At 50.2% G+C, this 23,478-nt stretch carries 15 protein-coding genes; 7 read left to right on the forward strand and 8 right to left on the reverse strand.

The features are described from left to right. The first annotated feature begins 196 nt into the window (after positions 1–196). Together ACN0YN_RS07670 and ACN0YN_RS07675 are read left to right on the forward strand one after the other, a co-directional pair. Entirely contained in the window at positions 197–1,054 is an 858-nt protein-coding gene (locus tag ACN0YN_RS07670) for an FHA domain-containing protein (protein ID WP_417384416.1), read from the forward strand. A gap of 313 nt (positions 1,055–1,367) precedes the next feature. Then, positions 1,368–1,580, forward strand: coding sequence for a hypothetical protein (locus tag ACN0YN_RS07675; protein ID WP_417384417.1), 213 nt, complete (start codon positions 1,368–1,370; stop codon positions 1,578–1,580). Positions 1,581–1,712: 132 nt separating this feature from the next. Here ACN0YN_RS07675 and ACN0YN_RS07680 read toward each other — a convergent pair whose 3' ends face one another. Together ACN0YN_RS07680 and ACN0YN_RS07685 are read right to left on the reverse strand one after the other, a co-directional pair. Beyond that, positions 1,713–2,132 carry a hypothetical protein gene (locus tag ACN0YN_RS07680; protein ID WP_417384418.1) on the reverse strand — a complete coding sequence of 140 codons (420 nt, stop codon included), beginning with the start codon at positions 2,130–2,132 and terminating at the stop codon, positions 1,713–1,715. A gap of 163 nt (positions 2,133–2,295) precedes the next feature. Continuing rightward, on the reverse strand, positions 2,296–3,243 hold the full coding sequence (locus ACN0YN_RS07685; RefSeq protein ID WP_417384419.1) for a DUF1559 domain-containing protein: 948 nt from the start codon (positions 3,241–3,243) through the stop codon (positions 2,296–2,298). Between the two features lie 378 nt (positions 3,244–3,621). On the opposite strand from ACN0YN_RS07685, the gene ACN0YN_RS07690 reads away from it, so the two are divergent. From ACN0YN_RS07690 to ACN0YN_RS07705, 4 genes are all read left to right on the forward strand, one after another. Then, the gene (locus tag ACN0YN_RS07690; protein ID WP_417384420.1) at positions 3,622–4,179 is read left to right on the forward strand and encodes an RNA polymerase sigma factor; all 558 of its coding nucleotides are present in this window, start codon (positions 3,622–3,624) and stop codon (positions 4,177–4,179) included. Continuing rightward, complete coding sequence (locus tag ACN0YN_RS07695; RefSeq protein ID WP_417384421.1) at positions 4,166–4,867, forward strand: hypothetical protein; 702 nt, start codon at positions 4,166–4,168, stop codon at positions 4,865–4,867. Before ACN0YN_RS07690 ends, ACN0YN_RS07695 begins: the two co-directional genes overlap by 14 nt. Before the next feature lie 53 nt (positions 4,868–4,920). Beyond that, positions 4,921–6,720 (forward strand): DUF3352 domain-containing protein, encoded by a 1,800-nt coding sequence (locus ACN0YN_RS07700; RefSeq protein ID WP_417384422.1) that lies wholly within the window; start codon positions 4,921–4,923, stop codon positions 6,718–6,720. Positions 6,721–7,093: 373 nt separating this feature from the next. Next, positions 7,094–7,408: a hypothetical protein gene (locus tag ACN0YN_RS07705; protein ID WP_417384423.1), complete on the forward strand. Its 315-nt coding sequence runs from the start codon at positions 7,094–7,096 to the stop codon at positions 7,406–7,408. An 81-nt stretch (positions 7,409–7,489) separates the two neighbouring features. On the opposite strand, the gene ACN0YN_RS07710 is transcribed toward ACN0YN_RS07705, so the two are convergent. The 6 genes from ACN0YN_RS07710 to ACN0YN_RS07735 all read right to left on the reverse strand — a co-directional run bounded on the left by ACN0YN_RS07710 (position 7,490) and on the right by ACN0YN_RS07735 (position 21,609). Beyond that, on the reverse strand, positions 7,490–9,181 hold the full coding sequence (locus tag ACN0YN_RS07710; RefSeq protein ID WP_417384424.1) for a SpoIIE family protein phosphatase: 1,692 nt from the start codon (positions 9,179–9,181) through the stop codon (positions 7,490–7,492). A gap of 39 nt (positions 9,182–9,220) precedes the next feature. Then, on the reverse strand, positions 9,221–10,900 hold the full coding sequence (locus ACN0YN_RS07715; protein WP_417384425.1) for a SpoIIE family protein phosphatase: 1,680 nt from the start codon (positions 10,898–10,900) through the stop codon (positions 9,221–9,223). A gap of 102 nt (positions 10,901–11,002) precedes the next feature. Beyond that, the gene (locus tag ACN0YN_RS07720; RefSeq protein WP_417384426.1) at positions 11,003–12,295 is read right to left on the reverse strand and encodes a glucuronate isomerase; all 1,293 of its coding nucleotides are present in this window, start codon (positions 12,293–12,295) and stop codon (positions 11,003–11,005) included. Between the two features lie 324 nt (positions 12,296–12,619). Continuing rightward, a complete protein-coding gene (locus ACN0YN_RS07725) occupies positions 12,620–15,913 on the reverse strand; it encodes a c-type cytochrome domain-containing protein (RefSeq protein ID WP_417384427.1) in 3,294 nt (1,097 codons plus the stop codon). An 87-nt stretch (positions 15,914–16,000) separates the two neighbouring features. Next, on the reverse strand, positions 16,001–18,724 hold the full coding sequence (locus ACN0YN_RS07730) for a pre-peptidase C-terminal domain-containing protein (RefSeq protein WP_417384428.1): 2,724 nt from the start codon (positions 18,722–18,724) through the stop codon (positions 16,001–16,003). A 359-nt stretch (positions 18,725–19,083) separates the two neighbouring features. Then, a complete protein-coding gene (locus ACN0YN_RS07735; protein WP_417384429.1) occupies positions 19,084–21,609 on the reverse strand; it encodes a DUF1549 domain-containing protein in 2,526 nt (841 codons plus the stop codon). Between the two features lie 618 nt (positions 21,610–22,227). Between ACN0YN_RS07735 and ribA the strand changes: the two genes are divergently transcribed. After that, entirely contained in the window at positions 22,228–23,478 is a 1,251-nt protein-coding gene (gene ribA, locus ACN0YN_RS07740; RefSeq protein ID WP_417384430.1) for a GTP cyclohydrolase II, read from the forward strand.

Consider the following 23,478-nt stretch of genomic DNA (forward strand, 5'->3'; position numbering starts at 1 on the left):
ATTGTAATTAGCTCCTTTTATTTCAGATTCAATGGTAAATCACTCATTTCTGTTTCTTGTTCATTTCACATTTTTTCTTCCAATCTAAATTCAAAAATGAAAACAAGGTGATCGGGAAATGGATGGTAATTCCTGTTACCAGTTCCACTTTCAGAGCTTTGAAGTGTTCTGTTTGAAACTTATGGAGTGAACGTTTATGTTGCAGCTTTCGTTAAAAGTCGTAGGCGGTCGTCATGATGGAAAACAAATTCCCATCAATGGCAAAAAGTTTCTGATTGGCCGGGAAGAAGATTGTCATCTGCGTCCCAACAGCGACATGGTCAGTCGTCATCACTGTGTTTTCACAGTTGATGAATATAGCGTCCGCCTGCGCGATTTTGGCAGTACCAATGGTACCGCAGTTAATGGAAAACGCATCAAAGGTGAAGTACAGCTGTCTCATGGAGACCAGATCCAGATTGGTAAACTGGAATTCGTCATTCAAATGTCACATACCGCTGATGTCACCACAGCTCCAGACAAACCGGAAGCTGCTTCACAAGCTCCTTCCAGCAGTGAAATTCTGACTGGCTCTGACACCGTATTTGATATCCCCGTCCACACACCGGAAGAAGCTTCTACAACGCCTCCCGCCGAAACAAATACAGCTCCCGCTGCAGAGGCACCTGCTGCTCCAGGAGTTTATGAAGGGGATACGCAGATTCTCACGGCAGAACAACAGCGTCAGGCGCAACAGGCATACGAGCAGGCTGCCCAGCAGGCCGGGTATCCACCACAGCCGCAATATGGATACCCTCCTCAGCAGATGCATCCTGGTCAACAGCCCTATCCGTACCAGATGCCGCCTCAGTACTATCCTCAACAGGGTTATCCGCAACAGCCAATGCCTGCCTATCCGCAGCAGTATCAGATGCCTCCTCAGGGTTACCCACAACAGTATCCGCAACCACCACAGGCAGAAGAACAGGGACGCAAGAAACCGGACCTGCCTCCCGTCACTCTGCCACCACCGGATCAGACCGGATTGAAGAACAAGCAGGAAGCTGAGAAATAACTTCGAGACAGTGATTGCAGTATTCTCCGGCACACCTCTTCCCGGCATCGCCGCCGCTTCACCAGGAACCGACCGTGTCTCTGCTGGATTTCCTCAGCGGGAATCATCTACAGGCTCGATATTCGTAACTTCCCATTGCTTTTCTGAATTGTGTTTGGCAGAATCAGAGAATAAGATCAGGGAGGTGATCCATTGACTGGAGAGGGATTTCCGTTGCCACAGCTGCTTCGGTAGCGTCAATGTCACCATAACAGTTCTGTTCTGATTCTGTGAATTCACAATCTATGATGTCAACCAGAGGGAGATACTTTCCGTGAATGATTCAGCCAACGCCAGCAACGATATTCAGCGACGATATCGTGAATTCCTCGACCTGCTGCCACTGACGTTATCACTCGCCGGTCTCCCCGCGAGTGACCATGGCAAATATTATACTGAGGAGCAGGTGGAAGCCCGGGCCTACACGGTCAAACATGCCTTCAAACAGGCGCGCATTCTGGCGCGGGAATGCATTCAGAAATCATAACGGCCCAGCAACAGCGAAATTGCTCAACGAATCAATCAAAACAAAAACGGGAGTCGAATTCATCAGAATCCGACTCCCGTTTCTTTGTTTCTCTTGTATTGCGACACCGACAGATTAATCTTCAGCCAGCCGCTATTTACTTTTCAGTTCAAAAGTAAATTCGTTCGAACCGGCATCGCTGACATCAGCTTCCAGCGTCGTTTTCTCATTGTACTCCGCAGGGAGGTACTGTTCGACCGCAGGAACCGGTGGTTCATCAGGGGCGCCACCCACAACGGTTTTGCCGGGGATCTCTTTTGTTGCAGTAATCACTACCGATTTCTTACCCGCTGTTGCCTGCAGTGAGTATTCCCCATTCTCAACCTTACCGGCAGCACTGGCAGCTTTACCGGCAACATCGCGAAAAATAATATCTCCCTCCGGCAGAGGCTCTCCGTCTAAGGTCACTTTTCCAGAAACAGGATAAGTCACCGGAGCATCACTAGCCCCACCACACCCGACAAGAAAACCTGTAAAACATACCAGCAGTAACAGGTTTGAAACTAACTTCATTGTGTATCTCCTGAATTAATAAATATGCCCCTGAGAATGCTGTCAGGGGCAAAAAGTTCAACTCAATTTATACTGCATCGCGTATTCGAATACTACGGAACCACCCCCGATCCCTGTTTCAGGAAAGATATGGAGTATCACGATCGAATAATAATCCGCGTTTTTAGAATTCTCCGACGACTTCATCACCGGAAATCGTCGCTAAAGCACGGAAAGTTCCACGATCAATATTCGACGAAATGAAGCGAACTGCACCATCTGCCAGGCTAACATGCACGCCTCCCACATGCTTACTGCGGGCATAATTCCAGCGTATGGAAGTGTTATCCACGCAGGGAGCCGTCGTATCTGTAGTGCTTTTACAGAGATAATTCTGGTCTGGCGCTGTGGTGTTGGGAGTTTCGTAGGCTGTAAAAGTAACTTCCCCATGTGCCCCGCCAATCCAGTAACAGCCAGGGCACCCCCAGGAAAATCCGGTGGGTACCGTCACGCGCTGCACACCTTCACTTAACATCATCGTGTTTGAGGTTCCGTCCGTGATATCACGCATTTTGGTTTTCGTTTCATAACCGAACATACCGTCGTCTCGATCGGTTGATCGATTTTTGGACCAGCCAATACACCCCATGTAACTTCCCCCCCAGCGAACACCAGTATTTTCAGCAAAGGCAGGTCCCACATCGGAAGGGCACATGAAAGCCGGCAAAGGTGTACTTACAAACTTCTGGCTGCTGGAAATATTATGCACATGATTGCTCGTACTGGCGGAAACATTGACACAATCTGCTTCATAGGCGTTATACATGGGGGCCTGATCAACATAAGGCAGAATGCGATGGAACCAGGTATCCCGCTGATGACATGCCTGAGGATACCAGCCATTGGCACCCCGGTGGGCATAAGGAAAGACCTGATGCGCACTCTCGTAATTGTGCATCGCCAGGCTGATCTGTTTCAGGTTATTTTTACAGGTACTGCGGCGTGCGGCTTCCCGTGCCTGCTGGACTGCCGGAAGAAGCAATGCAATCAGGATCGCGATAATCGCAATCACCACCAGCAACTCAATTAAAGTAAAACCACGTGACTGTCTTTTTCCACTTAAGCGTTGCATAACAAACTTTCTCTCAATCATGACACTAAGAACCCACCCATTAATTACAGATATAAATTAAAGATGGCAAAATAATTAATTTTATTACTTAAGTATCTTTCATGGAGAGCCTGCTGTCAACCTGTATCTTCATAACCATCAATATGACAACGACTTAATAAACATTTATCTTCTTCACAGATGTAAACAGGTACGCGAATTGACCCGTATCCAAGCCGTTCGAAAACTTGAAGCGGTGTAAATCCCGGTGATAAATCCGAAAGTGCAGTGATCTCATTTTTCTGAAACTTCTCTCCCCGGATTCTGGTATATTGAGTGAGTGACCTGAGGTTTGAAATCAGATTGTGACAGATACAAACATCAAAACGGGATTCCTCCGTGAACGAAGACGATGCGGCGCAAGTCCGAAGTTGCCTGGATGGTAATACAGAGGCAATGCGCGCATTCGTAGCCCGGTTTCAAAGTTCCATCTTTGGGCTGTGCTACCGCATGCTGGGACATCGACAGGATGCCGAAGATGTCGTGCAGGAAGTCTTTGTGCGGGCTTTTCGCAGCCTTCACCAGTGGGATCCCAATCGAACCTTAAAACCCTGGTTACTCACCATCGCCGCCAACCGCTGTAGAACCTTTCTGAGTAAGCGTTCCCGGCGTCCTGTTCCCTCCGAATTTGCCGCTGATCTGGCCATCAGTCAGTCAGCGGAAGAGTTACAGGATCTCGGCGAAGAATTACAGAATGCCATCAGCATGTTACGCGATGATCATCGCACATGTTTTATTTTATTTCATCAGGAAAATTTAAGCTGTCAGGAAATCGGAGACATTCTGGAACGTCCGGAAGGCACGATCAAAACCTGGTTGCACCGTTCCCGGCAGGAACTGGCGGCCAGCTTACGACAGCGGGGAATTGTACCAGAGGTCCGACATGAATCTCGTTGACTTTCAATCCAGACTGGAAACCATGATCGAAACACGTAACTTCGATCAGCGTTCGCGACTGGAACAGCTTGCGACATCCTCGCCCGAACATCAGCGTCTCTGGGAAGACTTTCTCATCCTGGAAACGGCAGTACCCGCCTGGCAACAGACACTGCCTGAGATTGATCTGGTCGATGAAGTCCTCGCTCAATTAGATATTTCTCAATTATCTGAGAGGGAGGAAATATACGCCCCCCGGACACCGGTTGCGTCCACAGGATCAGGCGTGCGACAATGGGCCACCAGTCTGCTTGTCGTTGCCGTGCTTCTGATTGCCATCACCGTTAAGTTCGCCGGAAATCAGGTCGAAAAAACAGTCCCCGGAACCATGCCTGCCGTTACAGGGGTGGCGACCGACTCCCCCGTTCCTGCCGTTGCCCAGTTGCCACCTCAGCGAAGCTTTAATCAACTGCTGAAAAATGCCGGCGCCGCATCCTGGGGACTGGCACAAAGCACTGCTGGTACCATGACGGAAGCTGTGAGCCTCGTTCCCGTCGCAACTCCCGAGCCTGAATCAACGGAGCCCCTTACCCGGGAATCGAACTGGGTCGATGACATCAACCTGGAAATGCAACCGATCAAAGACCAGATCAGTCATGCCTGGAATTTTATCATTCATTCCGTTCCTGAAGAATCAACAAACATTTGACGAATTGAATTCACCAACTCTCAACAATCAGCCCGGCCTGGAGTTGTTCAGATATGAAGTTAATGCAACCGATTAAAACGACATCGCGAAACCTGACGCGAAAGAATGCATTCGCGTTCGTCGTGGTACCGGCCCTCCTCTGCCTGGCAGTCGCATTTCCCGTCAAAGCTGCCGATCCACTGAGCCAGCTGGTTGACGAAAAAGCTGGCATCTATCTGGAAGCCACCGATCTGAATACACATGTCAAACAGTTTCTGCTTTCACCACTGGTGAACCGCTTTCGAAAAACGCAGGTTTTTCGAAACTGGCTGCAGTCAAAGGACGTTCTCAACCTGCAACAGGGATTGCGCGACATTGAATCGGTTACAAATCAGCCCCTGCTTCCTCTGCTGAATCAATTTTTCGGTAAATCAGTCGGGCTGGCGATTTTCAATCATGGACCGAATCAGAACCCTTCGCTGCTTCTGTTAACCAACGTTCAGGATCCTGCTGCAGTACAGAAACTGCTGGAAGACTGGTTCGCCAAAACCGGACTCAAAGTGACTTCCAGCACACTCCAGGGCACGACCTGCTTTGAAGTCAGTCAGCAGTCCGATCCTTCCGCTCCTGCGGTCATCTACGCTTTTCTGGACCAGACTCTGGTTGTGTCAGACAAACGATCCCATCTGGAATCAACGATCCTGCTGCATCAAAAACAATCGTCAGAGAATCAGCGGAGCCTGTTCAATCTGGAAATGTACCGTCGCGCACGGGGAGTTCTGGCAGAGGAGGTCACAGGTTCTGTTTTTCTGAATCCACGTGCCTGGGATGAACACATCAAACCACCCAAAAACGAGATTGAACAGGGTGTTGTCAACTGGTGGAATAAAACGGGGGCGCTGATTGCAGGCCTGCATCTGAAAAATACGGTCGCAGTGGAAGCTGTGATTCTGTTTAACTCGGAAGCCATTAATCTGCCCCTGTTGAACATCCTCCAGGCCCCCGCTGAAATTCCTGATCAATACACGCTGATCCCGAAAAAAGCGCTGGCAGTACTGTCCGGACAACTGAATGTGAATTTACTGACAAACCGAATTGTCAGTTATTATGCGGAAAAGAACCCGGAAAAATGGCAGAAATTCCTGGCAGTCAGCACGGGCCTCCTGGGGGGACTCGATCCCGTGACGGAAGTATCAAAAGTTCTGGGACCAAATGTTCTGTTTTATTCCGTGCCCCGCAAAACCCTTTCATTTGATGCCATTTCCTTCGATGGACTGGTGGCAATGCAGCTTTCCACAGAGGATACTGAACCCGGTGCAACAGACAAAAGCAAATATCAGTCTGCCCTGGAGAATGTCGCTAACTTTCTGATGAACAGCATCCTCAGTCATCACAATTCTGAATCTGCCCCTGGTGCCCAGGCGTCTCTGTTAAAAACCGAAGATCATGAACAGTATCATATGCGGTGGATTGAAAGCCTCGGCCCTTATCGCCCCGCTTATGGAATCAACGAACGACAACTGGTCGTTGCCAGTTCGCCGGAACTCGTCAGAGAATTCTTTACTCTGAAATCAGAAGAGAGTCTGGCTGCATTACCCTTATTTCAGTCCTGGAAGGAGACCTTCTTCCGGGAAGAAAAACAGCTCTGCTTCCTGAATATCGCTTCGATCAGAGCTTTCATCGAGCAGAACACCGATTTTCTCGCAGAGCAGCTTTCCAAAGGGCATGGCGGAGATCTCGAGAAAGGCAAGAAGAAGCTGGCCGGCCTGAAAAGTCTGCTCCAGTCCTTCGATGGGCTGTTCTTCGCAGCCGGCCTGCAGAAAACTCAGGTCCGGGTCATCTTCGGTCTGGGCTCACTGAATTCTGCTGAGTGAAATGCCCGCTTCTGTACACAATTCTGAACATGCCAGCAGAAATTGAACCGGATAATTGACACAATCGGGACAACTACGCAATCGGCAGTCTCGATCACGCTTATCAGTGTTAATTATTTTAAACAAACTACCCAATCCCGATTTTGGTGGGAATAATTGAGTAAGTTAGTTCCACTTTTCTGTGCTGGCCGGAAATAAATCAGAATTGTGGAAGTTTTTCCCAAAAATGTGAACCGGGAATTTGAGGTTCAGAGTCAACCGTCACGTTTCAGCGTCTCAAACTGTCTGATTTGCGTTGGAGTTTACACTTTCCCTTTTGCGTTCGAATTACTTCAGACAACCTTCTCCCCTCGAAAAAAGGCATTATTTAAACATGGTAAATCAACTTGATCCCCCCTCAGAACTGGTAGTCGACCGTCGTCGTGTCAGCCGCAGAGATTCAGGTAAAAAAGATGCAATTCATACCAAACATGAAGTAGTCGACCAGCGTAAAACGGAACGTCGTCGTCAGATCGACCCGACCACCTGCGAACGCGATTACAGCGATCAGGAAATCGACTTCATGAAAGCGATGGATGATTACAAACGCCGCAGCGGTCGTCAGTTCCCCACCTGGAGTGAGGTCCTGGAAGTGCTGCACAGCATGGGATATCGCAAAGTCGCCGAACCAACGGATATCATGCTTTAATCTGCATTCCCCCGCAGAAATAGAATCATGGACTCTGACAAGTGGGATGTACGGGCAATGCATCTCACTTGTTTTTTTATTTCAGGGCATCCGACCGATGATGACCAGCGTCAGATCGTCATACTGCTCCGCCTGACCAGCGAATGCTCTCACTGCCTGCAGGATCTGCTCACCTAATTCAGCAGGGCTTCTCTGGGAATCCAGAATCACCGATTTCAACCGCTCGATCCCGAACTGGTCGCGTTCTTCATTCATCGCTTCCGTGACACCATCTGTGTACAGAATCAGTTGCTCGCCCGGTTTCAGTTGATGCTGCAGGGACTCATATTCATAATCATCCATCACCCCCAGCGGTACGCTCGGATGATCCGCGGACAGTTCCCGCAGCGTACCATCAGCTTCCCACAGCAGCGGCTCCAGATGCCCGGCGTTGACAAACGACACCAGATTTTCTGTCAGCACGATCTGCCCCAGGATAAATGTGATGAACCGCCCGTCATGAGCTGCTTCATCAATATGATGATTCACTCGATGTACGGCATCTGCAACATCAGTGACAAATTCGACCGTACTGCGAACAGAACTGCAGACGCGCGACATCACCAGCGACGCCGGAACCCCCTTCCCGGCGACATCACCCAATGCAAACCAGATCAGCGAATCAGACGTCTGGATAAAGTCATAGTAATCGCCTCCCACAGCGCGTGCTGCTTCGTAGGAGACAAAGAACTCGTAACCGGGAACGTGTGGAATTTTCGCCGGCAACAGCCCTTTCTGGACGCGGGCTGCAATTTCCATCTCATTATCGTAGCGTTGCTTTTCCACATGTGAGATCATCAGCCGGGCACTCTCGTACGAGAGCGCTGCCTGACCGGCAATCACCATCAGCAGTTCGAGGTCATCATCAGAAAACATCTGACCGGCCAGTTGAGTATCCAGGTTGATGATTCCGATCACACTTCCATCCAGGCCAAGCATGGGGGCACACAGGATGGAGCGAATTGTCAGTGTGGAAACCGATTCACTTTTCTCAAATCGTTCATCATTAGCCGCATCGGCAGACAGAACCCCGGTTTTATTATCGGTCACCGCTTTCAACACCGTGCGACTCAACTGCAATGCTTCCAGGTCATCTTCCCGCCGATGGCGTACTGCCTTGGGGAAAAATCGCTGATTGTCATGATCACGCAATAAAATACAGCCTCGGTCGGCGGCGGGAAAGATGTGAAACAGTCCTTCCAGTACGCGCTCTGCCATCGAATCCAGATCGGTTGCCGTGGCAATCGTGCGACTGATTTCCAGGATGGCTTTCAGTTTGATTTCCGGTTTGATCTGAAACCGCGATAACCCGCTGCCTGATTCCGATGCCCGCAGAATGGTGGATTTATCAGTAGCAGGAGGCCGGACAGAAACAGTTTTCAAAGAAGGAATCAAACCGTAAGAAGTCAACAGCCCTTCATGCGGTGAATTTTCGTAATCTTCGTCACTGGAGAATTCCAGCAGGAATGGGCCGATTGAAATCTGATCGCCTGACTGCAAGACAACCGGATCTTTGACCGGCACATCATTGACGAACGTCCCGTTACCGCTGCCCAGATCTTCAATTTGATACACTTCTTCCGCAGCGACTGTAATGCGCGCATGATATCGGGAGACCGTATTTGATTTGAGACAGACTTCGCATTCCGGATGCCGTCCCAGCGTCACCTGCTTCCCTTTGATTTCCAGTCGAGTGGAATCGCCATTATTTTGCAGGAACAGACTGGCGGACATGATAGAGGCGATCAGATTAGATTAAGAAAACAGTCACCCTCAGGAAACACGCCCGAAGGTCATTATAGTAATATCGTCATTCTGGGGACGTCCATTGGCATGACGTCGGACATCTGCCAGCAGGGCCTGCCCTAACTCGGCCGCATTTTTTTCACGATTGTCTTTGATGAACTCCCGCATCCGGTCGAGGGTATACAGTTCCCCTTCCGGGTTCATTGCTTCGTCGACCCCATCGGTAAACAGAACCACAATTTCGCCAGGTGCCAGATCCCGCTCGACAACTTCAAACGGGAAGCCTTCCATTACACCGATCGGAACGCCAATGCTTTCTTCCGGAAATTCATCAATGGAACCGTCCGGCTTGAGGATCATCGGAGACATATGCCCGGCATTCACCAGCGAGAGGCGGTGATTTTTCGTATCCAGAATCACAAGCACATAGGTAACGAAACGCCCTTCGACGGCACTGTCACACATATGATCGTTAATGGCTTCAACAGCCGGGCCAGCTTCATGCACAAACCGCATCGTATTCTGCACACAGCTCGACATACGCGCCATGATCATCGCGCCAGGCACGCCTTTACCGGCCACATCACCAAACGAAAGACCGATCATATCATCAGGCAGCTCGAAGATATCATAGTAATCGCCACCCACGGCCTGAGCAGAGTGGTAAGACGCGAAAAATTCATACCCCTCAACCTCGGGAACCGTACTGGGGAGCAACCCCTGTTGTACGCCCCGGGCAATGTTCATTTCATTATCCTGCTTCTGCTTTTCCATGAACGATGTCATCAGCCTGGCGCTTTCATAAGTCAGCGCCGCCTGCCCGGCGACGGACATTAACAGATCCAGATCTTCTTCCTGGAACTGTTGAACCGGGTTCTGCGTATCAATATTGATCACGCCAATGGGCTCTTCTTCCAGTCCCAGCATGGGCACACACATCATCGAACGGATCGACAGATTGGAGATGGACTCACTGGCATCGAATTGCGCATCGCTGGCTGCGTCGGCGGATAAAATCCCCGTTCTCTCTTCGAGCACTTTATTCACAATCGTTCGGCTCAACTTGACAGTCGCATCTTCACCTTCACGGCGATGCTTGAACGCCCGCGGTACCATCTCGCCGGTGTTTTCATCTTTGAGTAAAATACAACCCCGGTCTGCTGCGGGAAAGATATGAAACAGTGTGGTGAGAATCTGCGGCAGCAGTTTTTCCAGATCGACGGTGCCTGCCAGACTGCGGCTGATTTCGATCATGGCTTTTAATTTGGCTTCCGGGCGAATATCCAGTCCGCCAAACCCGCCAACACCGGACACAGCCCCCATGATGGTGGCACCAGCATCTCCGTCCTCTTCATCAGTGGAAAAACCGATATCAAAGCTGCTGTCGATCGTCACGCCGGACCGCTTTGGTTCCTGCTTCTTATCTGATTCAAACCGGAAGAGAATCGGTCCGACTTTCAACCGATCATCGTGGGCTAACTGGGTTCGTCCTTCAATCTTTTTTCCATTGACGAATGTTCCGTTTCCACTTCCCAGATCTTCAACAAAAAACTCATCACCTGATCCAACGACCTGAGCATGACGCCGCGAAACCATATTCGAATCGAGTTGAATCTGGCAGTCAGGATGCCTGCCCAGAACCATCTCGGATTCGGTAAGTGAGTATGAGACCGCTTGACCAGCCTGCAGCATGACCAGAGTAGCCATATGGGAAGCCCTTAATGATGAAATTATGATGGATATGATAATTATGGGATATGTATCACATTTTAAGTCGCATCTGTCCGTGATGCAATCACTTCATGTCATTCAGGATGTGGATTCACTGCCAAATATCGTCTCCACGTTCCCCCGCAGAACCAGCTTCCCAAGGTCGATCGCCCGCGCTTCTGACCAGTTTCTCCCGATCACAAAATCACTGGCCAGAACACTTGCCAGAACACGTCGATACATGCGGAACTTAGGCAGCGCGAACTCCAGTTTGTACATATCGCTGTAATAGCCGATCTGCTTGTTTTTGGGAACGGCTTCCAGGCGACTTTTGCAGTCAAACGTAATGAAGGCCGGCGTATTTGAATACCACCAGTGTCCATTGATGACCACATTCGGGAAAATCCAGCTGTAGCTGACCAGTTCCTGGTTGCTGGTACTCGTCAATACGGAAACAGGGAATGTGACCTGGGGAAACGCGTTGAACAGCTCTTTATACAGAATCAGAGAAGTCCGCTTGTCATACAGATCCTGCCCCTGATACACGCCAGCTTCATATACGCGGCGGTTCACGCCAATCATCAGATCGAAAGGCAGACGATGTTCGGCACAATATTCTGCCAGAGTCCAGAAGACAAACTGACTTACAATTTTTGACTCACTGGCTGTAATCTCGTCTCCGGAGAACAGAGATCTGACCACAGGATCGACCTGATCAGCGGTCACAGCAACCGGATTGAAATCGGGGGGCAATGAAATGGCACAGGCACGGGCTCCCTTCGAAGTGAAATGCTCAAACAGCTTGCCAATCGCTGATTTTAACGTATTGGCACAGCCGACATCCAACTGTGTCGCTTTCGCCAGTCGCTCCCGGGTTTCGGGCTTTGCCAGATGAAACACCAGATCATCCGTCCGCAGACAGGGGATATACAGGTTTGTGTCAAAGCCTTCCAGCGGATCATCAAAATCGTTCGTCAGGAACACCTGTTCGAGGCCACTCTGTTTTAAGACCTGCTGTTCCCAGTCGGGTTGAGCCATCTTCTCAGCCGCGGTGTCGTACAGCTTCTCCCAGTTCGACTCGGTAATCGCTTCCTCTTCGAAGCCAAAAAACTCACTGCAGATATCCAGTAACCAGCTGAGTTGAATCGTGTTATCCAGATCTCCCAGCTGCTTCACCAGCCGCCCGACTTTTTCTTTGGGGCCAATACCCGGTTCTTCAATCACTTCACGAGGCAGACCGGCGGAATGGGCCAGTTCGGTGTAGTAATGATACCCCATGATATCCGCCAGTGTGGTTGAAGCTGCGGAGTGAGGATTAATATGGGTATGAGGGTCAATCAGGACCAGACTCTCTAATTCGGCAAAGATACGTTTACTCAACTGTTCGGACATAATGTGTAGTTTCCTGCTGTGTTCAAATTTTTATTGCCCGAATCCGGTCTGAGAAAACTCTTCAGGGGACAGTCCCCCGGCTTTGATTTCGGGCTGCAACGATCTGGCGGAATGATTTGTTGTGTGCCCCGAATATAATCAGTCGGACCTGACAGTGCAATCAGGTCCCCCCTTCCAGCCGCTTCCCCGAGTCTGATTCCACTTCCCGAGTGATCGAATCCCCCCAAATAGTCCACTTCCCTGCCAGAGTGCATAAAAAAACGACCCTGCGAATAAATTCGCAGAGCCGCTGGAAGCTGTACTTTTTTCTCAGGTTAGCCAGGTTTATTTACCGGCACTGGCCTGTTGATTCTGGGGAACAGGGGGAGGATTAAAGCTGTTGAGCAATTTGCCTGTCTTCGCATCCCAGACTCGCAGAATTCCGTCTTCACCACCGGCGATGACAATCGATTCATCCCGGCTGCCGGCAACACTGTAAACGTAGTCGGTGGAGCCTGCCAGATTACGATAGTTTGATCCGTTAGTCGTCAGATGCATGCGAACAGTCTTGTCGCCGCCTCCGCTGACAATGTTGTCTCCCAGTCCCAGGAAAGCGATCGATGTAACCTGCTTGGAATAACCGGCAATTGTTCGTTTCTGTTCGCCGGTTTCAATATTCCAGACTTTGATCACATTGTCGGCACCTGAGCTCACAATGGTGGACTCGTCTGCTTTCCAGGCAACATCCAGCACGTGATGCGTGTGACCTTCAAATGATTTCACAAAGTTGCCGGTCGCCACATCGAAGATTTTGACGAATTTGTCAGCAGCACCTGTCAGCAAGGATTTGCCAGAACGGGAGAAACGAATCCCCAATACCGTGTCACTGTGGGCATCGCCCAGCTTCTTCACAAGTTTTCCAGTGGTCACATCCCAGATCGTAATCTCACCGCTACGGGAAGGATCACCACCGCCAACAGCAAGCAGTTTGCCATCCGGGCTGAAATCCAGACAGAGTGCCCGGTTGGAAATGGGTGAACCGCCAACCTTGGCAGGATCTTTTTCATCAGCTCCCAGCTGGGCAACCAGAGTCCAGACGGGTTGTATATTCTGTACCAGAACGGTTTTGTCTGCACTTCCTGACGCAACCGTTGTTTTGGATGTATAACCGACAGCAGATATGGGAGCAGTGTGTCCTGCCAGCGTATCGAGTTCCTGGCCGGTAACAGCATCCCAGATGCGAACCATCTGGCTGTCATCACCCGTCACAACCTGCTTACCGTCTTCAGAAAAGGCAACCGACTTGATCGGAGTCAGAATCGCAGCCTGTTTCTTGGCTTCTGCCAGAGCAGCATCTACAGCAGTCGCCGTTTTATCAATTTCGGCTTTCTCTTTTGTCCGTTCTGCCAGTTGTCCTTTAATTTTGGTCAGAGTCCCTTCCGCAACTTTCACAGACCGTTCCGATGAAATCACTTTTTTCTCGGCAGCAGCTACCGCATCCGTCAGTTTTTTGGACTCGGCTTCTGCGTCAGCCACTTTCTTATCAGCGGCCTTGGTATCCGGTTTGGTTTCCGCCAGCTTCTTGGCAGCAGCAATCGCAGCATCCGCTTTGGGAACGGCCTGCTTGGCAGTAGCGATGGCCTGTGTTGCTGTTTTTTCATCGGCTGCCTTTTTCTGCTGTGCTGCCGTCAGTTTTTTCTGAACGGCATCAAAGGCTGCCTGTGCTTTGGTAACCGCTTCTTTTTTCTTCGCTTCACCTTCTTTGTCGGCTGCATCTGGTTTGATCGCATTCGCATCATCCAGAGCTTTTTTCGCAGCAGCGACTTCTTTTTCAACAGCGGCAATCGCGGCCTGATTGGCATCGTTGGTCTGTTTTAATTTTGCTTCCGCATCCGCAACGGCTTTCACTGCAGCTGCTTTCTGAGCATTCGCGGCAGCGACGGCATCATCACCTTTTTTCTTATGATCTGCCAGCAGCTTGGCCAGTTCCGCTTTGGCGGCTTCCAGCTTCTTGGCTGATTCGTCGGCCTTCTTCTTTTCTTCAGGCACTGCCTTTTTAGCTGCTGCTAATTCTTCATTGCGTTTCTTTAATTCTTCTTCGCGATCTTTGACGTTTTTATCGGCGGCTTTCATGGCAGCGTCTGCCAGAGCAACCTGCTGCTTTGTCACCGTTTGAGTTTCCGTCGCCAGAATCATCTGACGCTCTTTGCTCAGATCTCCTCGGAATTCTTTCAGCATTTTGCCATCGGCAACCTGCCAGATTTTTCCGGTTCCATTTACCGAAACAGAAACCAGTGATTTGCCATCAGCGGTGACATCAATATCGGTGACAGGAGCTCCATGGTTGATCGCACGAATTTCCTTTTTCCCGGCCAGATCCCAGACACGAACCGTTCCGTCTTCACTGCCTGATGCCAGCTGCGTACCGGCAGGCAAAATCAGTTCCACAGTTGTGATCGGTTTGGCGTGACCTTTCAGTTCATACAATGCAGCAGGAATCTCCGGTGCCTTTTCTCCCTCTTTAGGAGCAGGCAGAGTCAACGGCCAGGCATAAACGATCTGATTCGCCGCACCACCAATTACCTGCGTACCATCTTTGCTGACGGTTAACGCATTGATGACAGCAGGTGTCTTCATTGTCGAAATCTGTTTTCCATCAGCGGCATTCCAGACCCGCAGACTTTGATCGGCAGAGGACGTGACAACCTTAGTACGATCCGGAGTAAATGCCAGACCTTTGATTTCACCGGTATGCCCTTTCAGATCGACCAGTTTCGTCCCTTCCGGTAACTTCCAGAGTGAAGCGGTATTATCCGCAGTGGCAACAGCTAGAACGCTACGATCGGCATTCAAGGCTATGCCTGTCACAGCAGCCGGCAGGTCCATCTTTTTCACTACATTCCCGATCGACTTCTTCCAGAGTTTCACAACCCGGTAGCCACCTGATGCCAGCATGTCGCCATTGGAATTAAATGCCAGGGAATGGACAAAATCGCGATGGGCGGCTCCCAACGGGTAAAATGGTTTTCCGTCTTTCTGCAGTTTCAGCAGTGCAGGATCATTGAGCGTGGCCACTTCTGTTCCCGCTGCGAGATCATAAATGGCAATCCGGTTAGCACGACCGGCGGCTGCATAACGGGCCCAGGGGGACAGTGCGGCACTGTAAATGGAATTCAAATCGGGAGGCAGGGACTGCCAGGCAACTCCCGCATCCGCCGATTTACCGCTTGATTTCGCCCCTTCGATAATCCACTGACGTAAAATCCAGACCTGCTGAGGCGTCAGTGCTTTTGCTCCCACTTTGTTGGGCAGCGGAGGCATGAAGCTCTCTTCCGTGCGGGAGGCAACATTATACAGATAGCTCTCATCAGGCTTGCCCGGTACCACAGAAGCACCGCTGTCTCCCCCTTTGATGAGATCTTCGACATTTTCCAGAACCAGCGAACCTTCTTTTTTCGCTACGTTGTGGCAGGCGATGCAGTTGGCATCCAGAATCGGGAATACGTCTTTCTCGAAGCTGACAGGACGCCCCAGATCCACCTTCACAGGCTGGATCGGCTTTTCTTCCGCCACGGTGAATTGACTGCAGATCAAAACTGCAGTGACCATAACACTCAAACTGGCAAACCGGTTCCGCATAACATGCCCCTCTGATATCGCTGATGAAACAGTTGGATCAACAACCAACCGCCTGTATTTTCTGAATTTAAAAAACGGTTCTCTATATTACTTGGTTACTTTAAGCTTGATCGGTGCATCGACCAGAGCTTCTCCCTGGAAATCTGCTTTGGCCCTGACCACCATGTTGGCCAGATCACCTTCAGTCGCTTCCGCTGATGCCTTGATCGGAATGGTCACTTCCGTTTTATCTGCTGGAATCTGAACGGTATCCGCTGTCACTCCCGTGACTCCCGGCGGCAAAGGTAATGTCAGTTCCACAGGACCTTTAAAATCATTGATGCGTTTAATCGTGGCTTTGACGTCGATCGCGGCCCCTTTTTTCAGTGCACCACCTCCGGGGACAGCTAATGTCAGAGTCACCGGTGCTGGTTTTACGCGAATAACCAGCGGTGTCGAAGGAGCATAAACTTTCACGGTTTTGGCAGCGGCTGCCTTTTCTGCTGCGGCAACTTTCGCATCTACTGCTTTCTTCGCTGCTTCCGCCGCTTTGACTGCTGCGGTTGCTGCTTTCACTTCCTCTTCCGCTTTAGCCTGTTCTGCTTTTTTCTGATCAGCTGTTTTGTCAGAGGCCTTCGCGATCTCATCACGTTTTTTCGTTACTGCAGCCAGAGCCGCCTGTGCGTCAGTCAGTTTTTTCGCAACTTCCGCCTGCTCTTTTTTCGCTTCATCAACTTGCGCTGGATTACGACGATAAGAGACATCGACGGTGGACTGCAGATAGGTCGTATACACCCCAGGCTTGGCATTATTATTGACAAACAGCTGGAACATCTCATCCGCTTTGCCTTTGGCAATCGTTTTATTCTGAACGGTAATATTGCTGTTCTTGGGAATGCCGTTCCAGGCAAGAGCCACAGCGTTATCAAAGCCGGTTCGCTTCACCACTTTTACGGGAACCAGAATCTGACGTCCCTGATTCACATTTACTTCGGCAACATCTGCAACGACCTGGTACGGTGCAACTTCATCAATCACCGATAACGCCAGCGAACGGGCGATACGCGAATCGGCACGTACATTATTTGCCGCAGGTCGCAGCACTGTAGCCGCCCGGGCGACGCGTTCCAGTTTTGCCGCATCGGCACCAGCAGTCCCTACGATTTCAATTTCACCGGACCACTTCTGAGCGGATTCATCCGCAGTCAGAATCATTTCCGCATTGTTGTCACCACTGCCAATACTGGCTGCTTTACAGGTGACACCGGGGGGGAGACCTTTGACGGACAGCTCAATCGTTTCGTTGAACCCATCCTGCCTGAGAGCCATGACGGCAATCTTAAAGCTGTCCCCTTTTCGCAGGGTGATCGCCGCTGGTGAACCACCGGTGTTGACGGCCTGTGGATAAAGCGGTAAAGCAACCAGACGAAAATCAGGCTGGGATTGTCGAATTACGGCTCGATAAACCATTCGTGGATTACCACGGGTTTCAAACTGCAGATCACGCAGCGTAACGCGATATTCGCCGTCCGCCGGAGCCGTGAACTGATAATAAGGATCGTCTGTACGCGTATCAAACAGTTTACCACTCAGGTCGGCAAAGACGGTTGTGGCACCGACATTGGCCAGTTGCTTGAATGTCTCTTTGCCATCCTTGTCTTTGATCACCTGCTCCACCACGATAACAGGATCCATTACGATTCCGTTCCGCTGACCGAATACTTCGACCGAATATTTTTCTTTCGCTTTACCGGTAAATCGGAACGAGTCGACATCGTTCTTCACTTCAAACTGACCAACGAGTTCGCCTGGCAGGGTCAATGTCTCTTCTTTGGTCTGCTCATCACGAACCACCGTGCCTTCGGCATAGTAGATCGTTACCGGATTGGAACTTCCTGTCGGTGTTGCCCAGACATACGAGTAACCATCGGCACTGACTTCATGGGGAAAACCCTGCTCGCCCATTTTTAAAGTTGTAGGCTTTGTGGGCAGAGTGATAAACACATTGACTTCCTGCAGGGGTTCGTCACCAATACTCCAGTCCGAAACTTTTCCTCCTGGCAGATTGTAGCCGTACAGGGTATAGCTCCCGGTGGTTCCCGCAACACCCGAAGGGGGCATAATGAACTCGATATGCGGTTTTTTATGCACGCTCAGGCGATAGACATTGTCGACGCCACCCGCATAAGTCAGATCATAGACTTTGATCTTATAAACGCCATCCTGAGGGAGTGTGAGATTGATGTAAGGATCGTTGCGAAACGTATCACGTTCACTGACCAGCCGTCTCTGGTCCGGCCCATATAATTCGACGATGGCAACAACTGGTGAATCAATGCGTGCCGCCCGACAGTCGATGGAAACTTTATCCCCTTTTTTGCCGGTGAATGAATAATAGTCGACATCAGTCGCGCCGTTCAGCAGGGCATTCATGACGGAATCCAACTCCATCGGAGTTGCCTGGTCCGCTTTATTGTTCGGCTCGACTTCCGTTTTTTCTGGAAGATCTCCCACAACAAACGACCGGGGATTGCTCAAGCCATATAAGCCTTTTGCACGGACGTCATAGACACCGGGGGGAACATCGTTACCAATCGTCACCACGAATGTGTTGGCAACTGGTACCTGCTTTCCATTGCTCTGCTGCATTTTAGGTGCGGCTTTGATATCGGGGTGACTGAACCACAGGGCGTTCAGTTCATCCAGATCTTTCCCATTCGTCACGCGAACTTCGATGGTCTGACCTTTCTGTCCCCCCGAAGGATTCACAGAATAAACGATCGTCTGAGGCAGTTGCGCCTGGAGCGACTGAAGGTGGTTTGCAAAAACCATCGCCCATCCTGCAGCAAGAAAACAAACAACCTTCGTGGAGAAACGACGGCGGTCAAAAAATCGCGTATGCATCATAATACTGCTACCAATTTTCTGGATGGAATTTTCTGGGAGGACTTCAGGAGGGAACCTGCAATTAACACGCTTCACCGCAGTAAAACGAAATCAACACAGGTTATCTTAAGTTTATTGTAAAAAAGCCGACAACCATTGTCTAAACATAAAATCGTTGTCAGCTTGAAATTCAGAGACTTTTATCGGAATTCATGATCACCGGGAATCGGCGTTCGCTGTGAACAAATGCCATCAGCACACTGGTGGGCACGCTGATGGCATCGAATGTTCGCTGCCAGTCAATTTTAATGATTGAACAGGAATTCCTTGGTATTGATCAGAGCCCAGATAATATCTTCATAAGCAATCTGTGGCTTTTCTTTATGTCGTTCAATATAGGACAGGGCAAACTTCATTTCCTGTTCCTGGGGAGCACGAGAATAAACCCAGCGATAAAGTTCCTGAACTTTTTCCTCGTTGGTCCGTTTCGTATCTTTGGCCAGCAAAGCTGCCCGGCTCGAAGCACCGGTGATCTTATCCTGAACTTCTTTACTGTTCAGCAGATGCAGACTTTGTGCCAGGTTCGCACTCTGAGAGCGTTCACATTCACAAGCGGTATCCGCCTGTGGCTGACCGAACACCTTCAGGAAGTAAGGAGCCGAAGTGGCATCAGTAATCTGAATGGCTTTCGTATCAGCCGGCAAGCCAGAAAAACGCTGTGAGGAATTCGTCACCTGATGGAAGACATCGTACAGCACCTCGGCCGTCAATCGTTTGGGATAATAACGCGAGAAGTTCTGTTTATCTTTCAGGTTGTATTCATTAGGCAGTGAACTGAGCTGATAAGCATTGGAACGGCAGATCGTCCGTACCAGTTCTTTCATATCGAATCCACTTTCCACGAAATGCCTGGACAATCCATCCAGCAACTCAGGATTAGCAGGTGGATTGGTGGCACGCATGTCGTCTTCCGGTTCGACAATGCCGCGACCAAAGAAGTGTTTCCAGTAGCGGTTCACGAGTGCTTTCGCGAAGAACGGATTATCGGTTCGCGATAACCATTGCACTAACGCAACGCGTGGATCGCGTTCGGGGCTTAATTCCAGAGGCTGCATTCCCAGTGCGGTTGGCTTCAGGTTTTCACCAGAGCGGATATTTTTCGCTGTGGCCATCCCTTCTTTGTGATACACCCGCTGATCCCGGAAACCACGTTCGCCAATCGAACCGGCAGTCGGATCTTTTGTTCCCACGCGGCTGAAGAATGCGGCCAGACCGTAATAGTCATCCTGGCTCCATTTTTCGAACGGATGGTGATGGCACCGGGCACATTGAATACGAAGTCCCAGGAAGAGCTGGGCTGTATCTTCCACCTGCTCTTCAACGGTATTGACTTCACGATACCAGACCACAGCCGGGTTCTGACGAAACTCACCCGATGCAGACAGGATCTCGCCTACAAATTCGTTGTAAGGTTTATTCTCATACAGGCTGTCCCAGATCCACTGATAGAAGGCATTGGTTCCGGCAATATCAACAGGCTGCAGCTTTTTGTTACGCAGCACCATATTCCATTTGTTGGCAAAGTAATCAGCATACGCGGGGCTGTCGATGAGTTTATCAATCAGCTTGTCACGTTTGGCAGGATCTTTGTCAGCCAGGAAGGCTTTGACTTCTTCTTCGGTCGGTGTTGTTCCCGTGATGTCAATGTAAACACGTCGCATGAACGTGGCATCGCTGGAGACCGGTGAAGGAGGAATCCCCAGAACTTTCAGTTTGTTGAAGACGGCTTCATCGATCAGATTACGTGACTGGGGCAGAGATGCAATTTCGACACCCAGAGGAATCGTCGCACGGAACGTGGAGACCTGCCCCTGATAACGGGCCATGATGGCGACTTCACCAGACAAGGTCAGTGTTTTGACCAGACCTGTCTTATTCACTTCGGCCATTTCCGTATCGTTGGCTTCAAACAAAGCCATCCGAGTTACGTCTTCGGTCGATCCATCTGAATAAGTTGCGATCACAGAAATCTGTTGCTCTGCTTCCTGATCCATGGTGCGGGTCGGAGGATAACATTCGATGGAGACCACTTTACGATCATTCTCGCTTCCATAAGGCATCCCCTGCTCGATCCAGCGATACAGCAGACGATATTCATAGGAATCGGGTTTAATGAGCTTTCCGCCACCATGAGGTGTGATTCCGGTCCCTTTCATCAACAACAGGCTTTCCGCCGGTGAAGAGGGAAACAGGCGACGTCCGCGGCCTTCTTTGACCAGAAACTCGAAGTCGTCTTCCGGATAAAAGCCCAGCAATGACAGTTTGAAACCATTCTGTCCGCTGGCTTTGCCGTGACAGCCACCGCTGTTACAGGTCAGTTTGGTAAAGATCGGCACAACCTGATTTTTAAAGTTAATTGCTTCCGGAGTTGAGATTCCCTGCACAGCGACGGGAATGGAAACAGACTTACCATTCTTCGCTGTCATGGTCAATGTCGTCTGACCGTCTTTTAAAGGAGTCAGGTAACCGTCGCTGGAAATGGAAGCGATACTCTGATCGGCAATCACGTAAGCCATATCGCGGGTCACGTCCTGCTGCTTACCATTGGCAAGCACTCCAGTAACAACGACCTGTTGCCGGGAGTCAGGGCCTCTCAGTTGAAGTACTTCTTTGCCACCTGGATGTGGACCTACCTGGATCTCTTTGAAATCGACAGGGGCAACGGCAGCAGCTGGTGCCGCATCCGCAATTCCAGAGAAGAGTGACAGAGTCAACACTCCACACAACATAAGGACCTGGGGTGTCCGAGAGCCATTGATTCGGAAATCCATACGTCAACTCCTGTGCAACTGGTTTCGTTCTTTACTTCTGGTCTGATAGTGATCAGGTTTGGCGCGATATCACGCAGACCATGAAAAGTATGATGTTTGTAAGACGCTTGCTGTTGGCTGGTTTTTTCAGGAAAGTTTTTTAGGTAAGTTAACCAATCAGTGGTGACTGAGTGATTCAATTTTGCGGGTCAGGAAAAAGAGCTTTACTGCAAAGTACTTTTCCTAAGATATTCAATGTATCAAAGAATATTTAATTGTCAACGTTTTAACATACCTTCTCAATGTTTTATGTTTTTTTGTCCACTTAACATCAATACCGGCTGTGGTCCAACTCGTCAGAAAATATTCACATGTCATATACGATTTTACCATCAAAACCGGTAAGGACGGCATATTCCACAGATGGTTCCTGGCCGCAGAAAGCCTGTAATTCAGCCTGGCTGACATTTATTTCCAGGGTAATCAGACCGTTCTCTTAAAATCGGGATTTCTTTGATTGCCAGCCCAACTCACTTCTATAGAATAAAGTTAGCATAGATTTTCCGACGGGAACTGCCTGCAGGAAAAATTTTTAAGTATTTGTTTATCCCACATTCCAGGTAGCTTCAAATCGTACCCATGTCTGACCCTGCTCACGCTGACTCATCCATCTCCAATATTCAACGCGTCTTCGAACAATTACGGGCGGGCAAGCCGGTCATCGTGACTGACTCCAGCGAACGGGAAAATGAAGGCGACTTTATTGTCGCAGCCGAAGCCATTACACCGGAAATCGTGCAATTCCTGCTCCGCTATGGGAGTGGTGAACTCTGTGTTTCACTGCCGGAAGAAGTGGCAGACCGCCTGCAATTGAATCCGATTGTCGGCCCGGAAGAAAATACAGCCCCCAACCAGACGCAGTTTCTGATTCCGATTGACCACAAAGACAGCGGCAGTGGAGTCAGTGCAGAATGCCGCGCGATTACCATTCGCGCCTTGAGTGACGAACACGCACAGGCAAAAGATTTTGTCCGTCCGGGACACATCCATCCTCTCCTCGCCAAACAGGGGGGAATTCTGCGTCGCGCCGGCCACACCGAAGCGACCGGCGACCTGTTGCAGATGGCTGGCCTGAAACCGGTCGGCGTGCTGATTGAAATTCTCAGCCAGAAAGGCTTCGGCATGGCCGACGCCCAGGAGTTGCGGGAAATTTCCGAGCAATTCGACATTCCGATCATTTCGACTGCCGAAGTCATTCGACATCGCTACATCAGTGAGAAGCTGGTGCATCGTGAAGTTGAAGTCCCCATCAACACCAAAAACTATGGCACAGTCCAGGTGATCGGCTACTCGGTAGAACACGAAAGCCAGCAACCGGTTGCACTGGTATGGGGAGATCTCTCTGCTGTAGAAGCCCCACTGGTTCGCATGCACTCATCCTGCTTTACAGGCGATCTGCTGGATTCACTACGTTGTGATTGCGGCGATCAGCTGCATATGGCGATGTCTGCCATCAACGAGGCAGGTGCCGGAGCCGTCGTGTACCTGCCTCAGGAAGGTCGCGGGATTGGACTGATCCCCAAACTCAAAGCCTACGTGTTGCAGGATCAGGGTTACGACACGGTCGAGGCGAACATCCAGCTGGGATTCAAAGCAGACAGCCGGGACTTCACCGTTGGTGTCCAGATCCTGAAAGACCTGGGGCTGACGAAAGTCCGCCTGCTGACCAACAATCCTAAGAAAACGGATTCCGACGTTTACACGGGTTTCGATCTGGAAGTAGTAGAGCAGGTGCCCATAGTTGCCCCTCCCCATAAAGATCGGGAATTCTATCTGCAGACCAAACGCGACAAGATGGGGCACATCCTGCCCACGACTCCCGCAGACTGA

Source organism: Gimesia sp. (assembly GCF_048260065.1).
In the GTDB taxonomy this organism is placed as follows: Bacteria; Planctomycetota; Planctomycetia; order Planctomycetales; family Planctomycetaceae; genus Gimesia.

What these genes read in the sequence shown, in the direction of transcription:
- ACN0YN_RS07670 (WP_417384416.1), top strand. Translation starts at nt 197, where the DNA reads ATGTTGCAGCTTTCGTTAAAAGTCGTAGGCGGTCGTCATGATGGAAAA.
- ACN0YN_RS07680 (WP_417384418.1), bottom strand. Translation starts at nt 2,132, where the DNA reads ATGAAGTTAGTTTCAAACCTGTTACTGCTGGTATGTTTTACAGGTTTT.
- ACN0YN_RS07685 (WP_417384419.1), bottom strand. Translation starts at nt 3,243, where the DNA reads ATGCAACGCTTAAGTGGAAAAAGACAGTCACGTGGTTTTACTTTAATT.
- ACN0YN_RS07695 (WP_417384421.1), top strand. Translation starts at nt 4,166, where the DNA reads ATGAATCTCGTTGACTTTCAATCCAGACTGGAAACCATGATCGAAACA.
- ACN0YN_RS07700 (WP_417384422.1), top strand. Translation starts at nt 4,921, where the DNA reads ATGAAGTTAATGCAACCGATTAAAACGACATCGCGAAACCTGACGCGA.
- ACN0YN_RS07705 (WP_417384423.1), top strand. Translation starts at nt 7,094, where the DNA reads ATGGTAAATCAACTTGATCCCCCCTCAGAACTGGTAGTCGACCGTCGT.
- ACN0YN_RS07710 (WP_417384424.1), bottom strand. Translation starts at nt 9,181, where the DNA reads ATGTCCGCCAGTCTGTTCCTGCAAAATAATGGCGATTCCACTCGACTG.
- ACN0YN_RS07715 (WP_417384425.1), bottom strand. Translation starts at nt 10,900, where the DNA reads ATGGCTACTCTGGTCATGCTGCAGGCTGGTCAAGCGGTCTCATACTCA.
- ACN0YN_RS07720 (WP_417384426.1), bottom strand. Translation starts at nt 12,295, where the DNA reads ATGTCCGAACAGTTGAGTAAACGTATCTTTGCCGAATTAGAGAGTCTG.
- ACN0YN_RS07725 (WP_417384427.1), bottom strand. Translation starts at nt 15,913, where the DNA reads ATGCGGAACCGGTTTGCCAGTTTGAGTGTTATGGTCACTGCAGTTTTG.
- ACN0YN_RS07730 (WP_417384428.1), bottom strand. Translation starts at nt 18,724, where the DNA reads ATGGTTTTTGCAAACCACCTTCAGTCGCTCCAGGCGCAACTGCCTCAG.
- ACN0YN_RS07735 (WP_417384429.1), bottom strand. Translation starts at nt 21,609, where the DNA reads ATGGATTTCCGAATCAATGGCTCTCGGACACCCCAGGTCCTTATGTTG.
- ribA (WP_417384430.1), top strand. Translation starts at nt 22,228, where the DNA reads ATGTCTGACCCTGCTCACGCTGACTCATCCATCTCCAATATTCAACGC.